We start from the raw sequence: 8,494 nt of genomic DNA on the forward strand, positions 1-8,494 counted from the left end.
CCACCACCAGCACCCGCATCAATTTCGATATCACCGAGTGGCCGCCTCGGTCAGGCGTGCGCGCAGCACGAAGGTGACCCGGTCGCTCAAGGCCAGATCCCACTTGTCCATTCCGTAACGTCCACGCAATACCGTACCGCGGCTGATGACGTCGCAATCATAGCCTGCGCGGGTGCATGCGGCCGGCATGACGGTCAGCGTCTCGGCGTGGCTGATCCCGCGGATGCTCAGGATGCCGGGGATCGGCCCGCCCTTGCCCAGCACCTGCGGCGAGAACGGCTGCGAGTCGAAGGACACGGTGGGGTAGCGCGGCGCGTCGAAGAAATCCTCGCCGCGCATCCAGCCGGTGTAGCGCGGCTTGCCGGGGATTTCCACGTAGGCGGTGAACAGGCGCAGGTGCACCTGATGGCGGCCGTCGGGCAGCACGTGCACGGTGCCCTCGTAGCGCGGGAAGAAGCCTTCGATGCGCTGGCCGAAGCGGGTGCGGATCTCGAACCCGAAGCGCGACTGCGCCGGGTCCAGGGCGTATTCGCCGGGCGCCAGCAAGGCCGGCGTCACCTGCGCGTGGCCGACGGCGCACCACAGACACAACGGCAGCAGCGCGGCGCAGAGCGCCGGCCGCAGGAACCTGCGCAGCGGGCTCAGGGCCACCAGAACGCGGTCAAGCGCGCCACGCCCGGCTCGATCGCCGCGTCGTGCGGGACCCCGAGCACGGCGACGCTGGCGGTGGGCATGCCGCGGTAGTCGCCGGACTGGCCGCTGTGCATCAGCGCCGCCAGCCGCTCCAGGCCCGGGTTGTGGCCGACCAGCAACAGCCGCTCGACATCGCGATGGCCGTCCAGCAGATCGGCCAGGGTGCCCGAGGTCGCCTCGTAGATGCGCGGCTCCAGGCGCTGCTCGACGTAGCCGGTCAGCTCCAGCACCGCCTCCAGGGTTTCGCGCGCGCGCCGCGCCGGCGAACACAGCACCCGGTCCGGCACCAGCCGCTGTTCCAGCAGCCAGCGCCCGGCGGCTTCGGCCTCGGCCAGGCCGTGCGGCGACAGCGGCCGGTCGAAATCGGCCTGGCCGGTGTCGGCCGGTTCGGCGTGGGCATGGCGCAGCAGGATCACTTCTCGCAAAACGATGGTCATCGGTCAGGCCTTCTTGAGCCACTTGAGCAACGGTTCCCAGTCCTGCTGGTGGTCGCGGACCTGGACGGAGTGGTAATCGAACAGGCTGCGGCCCAGCCCCACCAGCACCACGTAGGCCTGGCTGTCGCGCAGTTGCGCCACCACCGGGTAGGGCCATTCGGCGAGCATCTGCAGCGCCTGCTGGGTGGCATTGGTCCAGGGTTTGCTGCGGTTGAGCACCAGCCCGACCGGCAGCTTGCGCTGGTGCACCCGCGGCACCTTGGCCAGGGTGTTGAGGAAGCCGACGGTGGCCTCGATGTCCAGCGCCGAGGGCATCACCGGCACCACCACTGCGTCGGCCTCGTCGAGGAAGTGGGTCAGGTCCTCGGCCATGGCGCCGGCGGCGGCGTCGACGATCACCCGCTGCGCGTCGTCGGGCAGCGCCGCGCGCCAGCTGCGCTTGCGGCTGGCGTCGATCGGCAGCACCGCGCTGTCCAGGCCGGCACGGCGTTCGGCCCAGCGGGTCGAGGAGCCCTGCGGATCGGCATCGGCCAGCACCGTGCGCTTGCCTGCCAGCGCGTAGGACGCCGCCAGGTGCGTGGCGACCGTGGTCTTGCCCACGCCGCCCTTGGAGCCGGCCACCAGGATCGTCTTCATGCACGCCTCGCTTCCGGGGGAAGAAGCCGGAGCGTACACCGGCCCTACGTCAGCCGGTAGTCAACGCGCAGCACGCCGCCAGCCGCCGGGCTTGCTATCGTGGCGGCCCCCTTCGCCTTCCGATGCCATGAGCGAGCTGCAGGACCTGGTCGCGCTGATCCGCGCCAACACGCCCCTGATCGTGATCGAGACGCAGGAGGAGGCGCGCATCGTCGACCTGTTCCGGCAGGCCTTGATGCAGGTCTGGCGCGCCCTGCACCGCTGGTCGATCACCGAGGGCCTGCGCCGCATCGACCTGGACCGCGAGGACCCGCCGAGCGGGCCGCCGGACGCCAGCGCGGTGCTGCAGGCGATCAAGCAGGCCGATCAGCGCGGCATCTACCTGCTGCTCGACGTCACCCCGTACCTGGGCTACGCCAGCCACCAGCGCCTGCTGCGCGACATCGTCGAGCGCCGCCACTGCCAGCCGCACGTGCTGGTGCTGATCGGCACGCGGATCGAGCTGCCGGCCGAGCTGGAAGCGCTGGCGACCCGCTTCAATCCGCGCCTGCCCGATGCCAACGCGCTGCTGAAGATGGTGCAGGAGGAAGCGCTGGGCTACGCGCGCGAGTTCGGCGGACGCCGGGTCGAGGTCGACGGCGAGGCGGTCAAGCAGATCCTGCGCAATCTGCGCGGGCTCAGCCTGATCGACGCGCGGCGCATCGCCCGGCAACTGATCTACGCCGACGGCGCGCTCACCGCATCCGATCTGCCGCAACTGGCCAAGCTCAAGTTCGAACTGCTCAACCGCAGCGGCCACCTGCAGTACGACAACGATGCCACGCGCTTCGAGGACGTGGCCGGTGCGCGCCGGCTCAAGCAATGGATCGCACAGCGCCGCGCGGTGTTCGCCGGCACCGCGCCACCGGGGCTGGACCCGCCCAAGGGCGTGCTGCTGCTCGGCGTGCAGGGCTGCGGCAAGTCGATGCTGGCCAAGGCCACCGCGGCGGGGTTCGGCGTGCCGCTGCTGCGCCTGGACATGGGCGCGCTGTACGCCAAGTACCACGGCGAGACCGAGAAGAACCTGCGCGATGCGCTGGCCGCGGTCGAGCAACTGGCGCCGTGCGTGCTGTGGATGGACGAGATCGAGAAGGGCCTGGCCAGCGGCGGCGAGGACGGCGGCGTATCGCGGCGCGTGCTCGGCACGCTGCTGACCTGGATGGCCGAACGCGGCAGCGCCGACGGCACCGCCGCGGTGTTCATCGTCGCCACCGCCAACCAGGTGCACGAGCTGCCGGCGGAACTGCTGCGCAAGGGCCGCTTCGACGAGATCTTCTTCGTCGACCTGCCCGACCCGCAGACGCGCGTGGAGCTGTTGCGCCTGCACCTGACGCGGCGGCAGCTGCATGCGGACGCGTTCGCGCTGCCGGCCTTGGCTGCCGCCGCCGACGGGTTCTCCGGTGCCGAGATCGAGCAGGCGATCGTCTCCGGGCTGTATGCCGCGCACGCCGAACAGCGGCCGCTGGACACCGAGCTGCTGATGCAGGAGATCCGCACTACCCGACCGCTGTCGGTGCTGATGGCCGAACAGGTGCAGGCGCTGCGCAGCTGGGCCAGCGGGCGGACGGTGCCGGCGGATTAGCGGCGGGCGGTTGCTGAGATCAGGGGATGCCGCTGTGCGAGGCTGCGCCCCGACCCTCACCCCAACCCCTCTCCCGGGGGAGAGGGGCTTCTAAATTCCTTCTCCCTCCGGGACCATGGCCCCCTTTTGGGGGGAAGGTGCCCCGCAGGGGCGGATGAGGGTACGACGCGCGCACCATCCCACACCCGCCAATCCAGGCACCGCCCACGGCGCAGGCTCAACGCAACGCCCCCAACAACCACGCCCACGCCGGCAAGGTGACCAGCGACAGCAGAATCCCGTAGCCGACCAGGGCCGCGGCCAGGCGCGGGGCCAGGCGATGCGAGATCGCCAGCAGCGCGGCGGTGATCATGGTCGGCATCGCCGATTCCAGTACGTTGGCCTGCAGCGCCTGCCCGCGCAGGCCCAGCGCCCACGACAGCGGCCAGGCCAGGGCCGGCAGCGCCAGCAGCTTCAGCACCAGGCCGGCGGCCAACGGCGCCAATTCTTCGCGCGGCAAGCGCAACTGGATCGAGAATCCCACCGCCAGCATCACCAGCGGCAGCATCGCGTCGGCCAGGTGCTGCAGGCCGGAGGCGATCCACGCCGGCGGCTGCGCCGGCATCAGGGTCAGTGCGAACAGCAGCGCCCACAGCGGCGGGAACCGCGCCATGCGCAACAGCGTCTGCCGCGGCGACGGCGGCGCCTCGCCGCTGTAGCGCGCCAGCACGTACAGGCCGAAGCTGGACAGCAGCACGAAGGTGCCGAACTGGTCGTAGACCACCGCATACGGCAAGGCCGCCTCGCCGAGCAGCGCGCGCACCATCGGGTAGCCGATGAAGCTGGAATTGCCCAGCGCCACGCACAGCAGCAGCACCGCCTGCTGATCCCGGCGCAGCCGCAACGGCCGGCGCAAGCCCAGCATCGCCAGCGCGCTCACGCCGGTCAGCAGCCACGGCGTCAGCATCAATCCGAGCAGTTCCAGATTGAACTGCAGGCGCGGCACGTAGATCAGCACCGAGGCCGGCAGGCACAGGTACAGCACCACCCCGTTGAGCACCTCGGTGGTGTTGGCCGGCAGGACGCGCTGACGCGCGAACAGCTTGCCGAGCGCCAGCATGACCAACATCAGGGCGAACGCATCGAAAGCCATCGGCACAGCACGAAATCAGCGGGTACGCGGCATCATCGCATGGCATGTGCACGCAGGCCGTCGAGGCGTCGGCGACCGAAGCCGCACCTGGCCTGCGCCCAGCGCGGGCCGGCGCTCCGCGCAGGCGCGACGACACAGTGCGCTGTGCGACCGACCATGACCCGCACCCTGGATTGCGCCGGCCACCCACGCAGGCCGCGTCGTGTTTCCTGGACCCGCGTGCCTCAGGGCCAGGCCGGCGGCGCGGCCTTCCAGGCGGCCTGCACTTCGGCCAGGGTCGCGCGCTCGTCGTCGCGCCAGGCCGGCAGCAACGCCGCGAAATCGGCAGTGGCGCCCCACTTGTCCGGCCAGGTGCGTGCCGCCGCGGCGTACCACTTCACTGCCTCGTCCTTGCGCTGCAGGCGCCACAACGCCAGCGCCAGGGTCGGCGGCAGCCAGTCCGGCGCCGCCGGGCGGCCGTTGACCAGTGCGCTCCACTGCGCCAGCGCGCGCGCCGGATCACCCGCGCGCAGCAGGTCCCAGCCATAGTTCCACTGCACCTGGCGCCGCTGCACGCCGGCGGGCAGCGCATGCAACGCGGCCTGGTACAGCTGTTCGCCCAGTTCCTGGCGGCCGCCGGCCATGGCGATGCCGGCCAGCTGGGCGCGCGCCTCGTTGGCATTGGGATCGCGCTGCACGGTACTGGCCAGACGGTCCACCAGGGCCTCGCCGCTGCCGGCGATGGCGGTGACCGGACGGGTGGTGCCGCGGTCTTCGTCGAAGTAGAACTCTTTCGGTGCCGGCAATGCCTGCGCCCGCACGCTGGCCGCGGTGGCCAGGCCGATGCAGGCCAGCATCGCGGCCACTGCGTATGTGTATGCCTTCACTGCTGCAATCCCCTGGAGTGATCCCCTCACCCGGGTCCCATCCTACCCCGCCACGGCCGGCGTGGACGAGAACGGGCGCAAAAATCGCCGCTGATACAATCGGGGCGATCGCGCGCGGCAGGCGCTGCGCGCCCGCCAGCCTTCCATTTCCGGGCAAGCCATGAACCGCATCGTCGATCCGCGTCCGTCGTCCTCCCTCGCCGCAGCGGCCGCCGACGGCGTGGACACCCGCTATACGCTGGAAGACAAGTACACCCGCACCGATGGCCGCATCTATCTGTCCGGGGTGCAGGCGCTGGTGCGGTTGCCATTGATGCAGCAACTGCGCGACCGCGCCGCCGGGCTGAACACCGGCGGCTTCGTCAGCGGTTACCGCGGCAGCCCGCTGGGCGGTTTCGACCTGGAACTGTGGCGCGCGCGCAAGCATCTGGACGCGGCCAACGTGGTGTTCAAGCCCGGACTCAACGAGGACCTGGGCGCGACCATGGTCTGGGGCACGCAGCAGACCAACCTGTTCCCCGGCGCGCGCGTGGATGGCGTGTATGCCATGTGGTACGGCAAGGGCCCGGGCGTGGACCGCTGCGGCGACGTGTTCAAGCACGGCAACGCCGCCGGCACCTCGCGCCATGGCGGCGTGCTGGCGCTGGCCGCCGACGACCACGCGTGCCGCAGCTCGACCCTGCCGCACGGCTCGGAAGACGAGTTCGTCAGCGCGATGATGCCGGTGCTCAATCCGGCCGGGGTGCAGGACATCCTCGACATGGGCCTGCTCGGCTGGGCGATGAGCCGCTACACGGGGCGCTGGATCGGCTTCAAGACCATCGCCGAGACGGTGGAATCCTCGGCCTCGGTGCAGGTGGATCCGTTCGCGCGGCAGATCGTGCTGCCGGAGGATTTCGAGCTGCCGCCGGGCGGCCTCAACATCCGCTGGCCGGATCCGCCGCTGGACCAGGAAATGCGCCTGCATCGCTACGCGGTGCGCGCGGCGCAGGCCTTCGCCCGCGCCAACGGCATCGACCGCACGGTGATGGATGCGCCGCAGGCGCGGCTGGGCATCGTCACCACCGGCAAGAGCTACCTGGACGTGCTGCAGGCGCTGGAATACCTGGGCCTGGACGCGGACGCCTGCGCGCGCATCGGCATCCGCGTGTACAAGGTCGGCATGACCTGGCCGCTGGAGCCGCTGGGCATCGCCGCGTTCGCGCGCGGGCTGCAGGACATCGTCGTGGTGGAGGAGAAGAAAGCCTTCATCGAGCGGCAGATGAAGGAACAGTTCTACAACTGGCCGGCCAGCGCCGGCCCGCGCCCGAGCATCGTCGGCAAGTACGACGAGGCCGGCGAATGGATCCTGCCGTCCACCGGCGAACTGACCCCGGCCACCATCGCCGGGGTGATCGGCCGGCGCATCCTGCGCCTGCCGCAGTCGGCCGCGGTGAACACCGACTCGATCGAACAGCGGCTGCGCTGGATGGAAGCCAAGGAAGCCGAGATGGCGCTGCCGCGCGCCAACTTCCCGCGCGTGCCGCACTATTGCTCGGGCTGCCCGCACAACACCTCCACGGTGGTGCCGGAGGGCTCGCGCGCGCTCGGCGGCATCGGCTGCCACTACATGGTGACGTGGATGGACCGCGCCACCGACACCTTCACGCACATGGGCGGCGAAGGCGTCACCTGGGCCGGGCAGGCGCCGTTCACCGACACCCCGCACGTGTTCCAGAACCTGGGCGACGGCACCTATTTCCACAGCGGCTCGCTGGCGATCCGCCAGTCGATCGCCGCCGGCGTCAACATCACCTACAAGATCCTCTACAACGACGCGGTGGCGATGACCGGCGGGCAGCCGGTGGACGGCACCCTCAGCGTGCCCGACATCGCCCGGCAGATGCGCGCCGAGGGCGTGCACACCATCGCCCTGGTCAGCGACGACATCGGCAAGTGGACGCGACGCCGCGAGCTGTTCCCCAGCGAGGTGGACTTCCACGACCGCAGCGAGCTGGACGCGGTGCAGCGGCGGCTGCGCGAGGTCAAGGGCACCAGCGTGCTGATCTACGACCAGACCTGCGCCACCGAGAAGCGGCGCCGGCGCAAGCGCGGCAAGCTGCCCGATCCGCCCAAGCGCGTGCTGGTCAACTCGCTGGTCTGCGAAGGCTGCGGCGATTGCGGCGAGAAGAGCTTCTGCGTGTCGGTGCTGCCGAAGGAGACCGAGTACGGGCGCAAGCGCCAGATCGATCAGTCCAGCTGCAACAAGGACTACTCCTGCGTGTCCGGGTTCTGCCCCAGCTTCGTCACCGTGCACGGTGGGCAGCCGCGCAAGGGCCGCAAGGCCGACGCTGCGGCGCTGCTGGAGCAATTGCCGACACCAAGCTTCCGCAGCGACCTGAGCCAGCCCTGGAACATCCTCATCACCGGCGTCGGCGGCACCGGCGTGGTCACCATCGGCGCGCTGCTGGGCATGGCCGGGCACCTGGAGGGCAAGGGTGCCAGCGTGCTCGACCAGACCGGCCTGGCACAGAAGGGCGGCGCGGTCACCACGCATATCCGCATTGCGCGCCAGCCCGAAGACCTGCACGCGGTGCGCATCGCCGCCGGCGAGGCCGACCTGGTGCTGGGGTGCGACATGGTGGTGGTCAACGACTACTGGGCGCTGTCCAAGGTGCGCGGCGATCGCTCGCAGGTGGTGCTGAACAGCTACGAGGCGATGCCGGGCACCTTCACCACGCACCCGGACATGCAGTTCCCGGCCGCCGAGATCATTGCCGGCGTGCGCCTGGCGCTGGGCGGGCGCGATCCGCTGTTGCTCGACGCCACACAGCTGGCCACCGCGCTGCTCGGCGACGCCATTGCCAGCAACCTGTTCATGCTCGGCTACGCCTGGCAGCAGGGCCTTGTGCCCTTGTCGCACGCGGCGCTGATGAGCGCGATCGAACTCAACGGCGCAGCGGTGGCGATGAACCAGCAGGCGTTCGCCTGGGGCCGCCTGGCGGCGCTGGACCTGCCGGCCGTACGGCGCGCGGCGGGTCTCGCCGATCCGGCCGCGGACGAACGCGAACGCCAGGCGCCGGGGCTGCAGCAGCTGCCGCCCGGCGAGTGGGAAGGCCACGAGGCCGGC

Annotated in this window: 7 protein-coding genes; 2 read left to right on the plus strand and 5 right to left on the minus strand. The window is 70.7% G+C overall.

Annotated features, from left to right (window positions below; translation table 11 throughout):
• Positions 1 to 30 precede the first annotated feature (30 nt).
• Genes D180_RS12410 through D180_RS12420 form a run of 3 tightly spaced genes read right to left on the minus strand, consistent with a single transcriptional unit; the run spans position 31 to position 1,766 of the window.
• Positions 31 to 585, minus strand: a complete 555-nt coding sequence (locus tag D180_RS12410) for a YceI family protein (protein WP_232760474.1) — start codon at positions 583 to 585, stop codon at positions 31 to 33.
• 56 nt (positions 586 to 641) lie between these two features.
• The gene (locus D180_RS12415) at positions 642 to 1,118 is read right to left on the minus strand and encodes a histidine phosphatase family protein (RefSeq protein WP_010340932.1); all 477 of its coding nucleotides are present in this window, start codon (positions 1,116 to 1,118) and stop codon (positions 642 to 644) included.
• A 15-nt stretch (positions 1,119 to 1,133) separates the two neighbouring features.
• Positions 1,134 to 1,766, minus strand: a complete 633-nt coding sequence (locus D180_RS12420) for a ParA family protein (protein ID WP_017913046.1) — start codon at positions 1,764 to 1,766, stop codon at positions 1,134 to 1,136.
• 127 nt (positions 1,767 to 1,893) lie between these two features.
• Here D180_RS12420 and D180_RS12425 point away from each other — a divergent pair, with 127 nt between their 5' ends.
• On the plus strand, positions 1,894 to 3,387 hold the full coding sequence (locus D180_RS12425; RefSeq protein ID WP_017913047.1) for an AAA family ATPase: 1,494 nt from the start codon (positions 1,894 to 1,896) through the stop codon (positions 3,385 to 3,387).
• 217 nt (positions 3,388 to 3,604) lie between these two features.
• On the opposite strand, the gene D180_RS12430 is transcribed toward D180_RS12425, so the two are convergent.
• Both D180_RS12430 and D180_RS12435 read right to left on the minus strand, forming a co-directional pair.
• Positions 3,605 to 4,519, minus strand: coding sequence for an AEC family transporter (locus tag D180_RS12430; protein WP_017913048.1), 915 nt, complete (start codon positions 4,517 to 4,519; stop codon positions 3,605 to 3,607).
• 224 nt (positions 4,520 to 4,743) lie between these two features.
• Positions 4,744 to 5,355, minus strand: coding sequence for a tetratricopeptide repeat protein (locus tag D180_RS12435; RefSeq protein WP_017913049.1), 612 nt, complete (start codon positions 5,353 to 5,355; stop codon positions 4,744 to 4,746).
• A gap of 190 nt (positions 5,356 to 5,545) precedes the next feature.
• On the opposite strand from D180_RS12435, the gene D180_RS12440 reads away from it, so the two are divergent.
• A partial coding sequence (locus D180_RS12440; protein ID WP_017913050.1) for an indolepyruvate ferredoxin oxidoreductase family protein occupies positions 5,546 to 8,494 on the plus strand: 2,949 nt, incomplete at its 3' end.

Source organism: Xanthomonas sp. SHU 166, assembly GCF_000364685.1.
Taxonomy (GTDB): domain Bacteria; phylum Pseudomonadota; class Gammaproteobacteria; order Xanthomonadales; family Xanthomonadaceae; genus Xanthomonas_A; species Xanthomonas_A sontii.

Bases quoted from the DNA above. Each gene is read 5' to 3' on its own strand.
- D180_RS12425 (WP_017913047.1), top strand. From the start codon at position 1,894: ATGAGCGAGCTGCAGGACCTGGTCGCGCTGATCCGCGCCAACACGCCC.
- D180_RS12435 (WP_017913049.1), bottom strand. From the start codon at position 5,355: ATGCTGGCCTGCATCGGCCTGGCCACCGCGGCCAGCGTGCGGGCGCAG.
- D180_RS12420 (WP_017913046.1), bottom strand. From the start codon at position 1,766: ATGAAGACGATCCTGGTGGCCGGCTCCAAGGGCGGCGTGGGCAAGACC.
- D180_RS12430 (WP_017913048.1), bottom strand. From the start codon at position 4,519: ATGGCTTTCGATGCGTTCGCCCTGATGTTGGTCATGCTGGCGCTCGGC.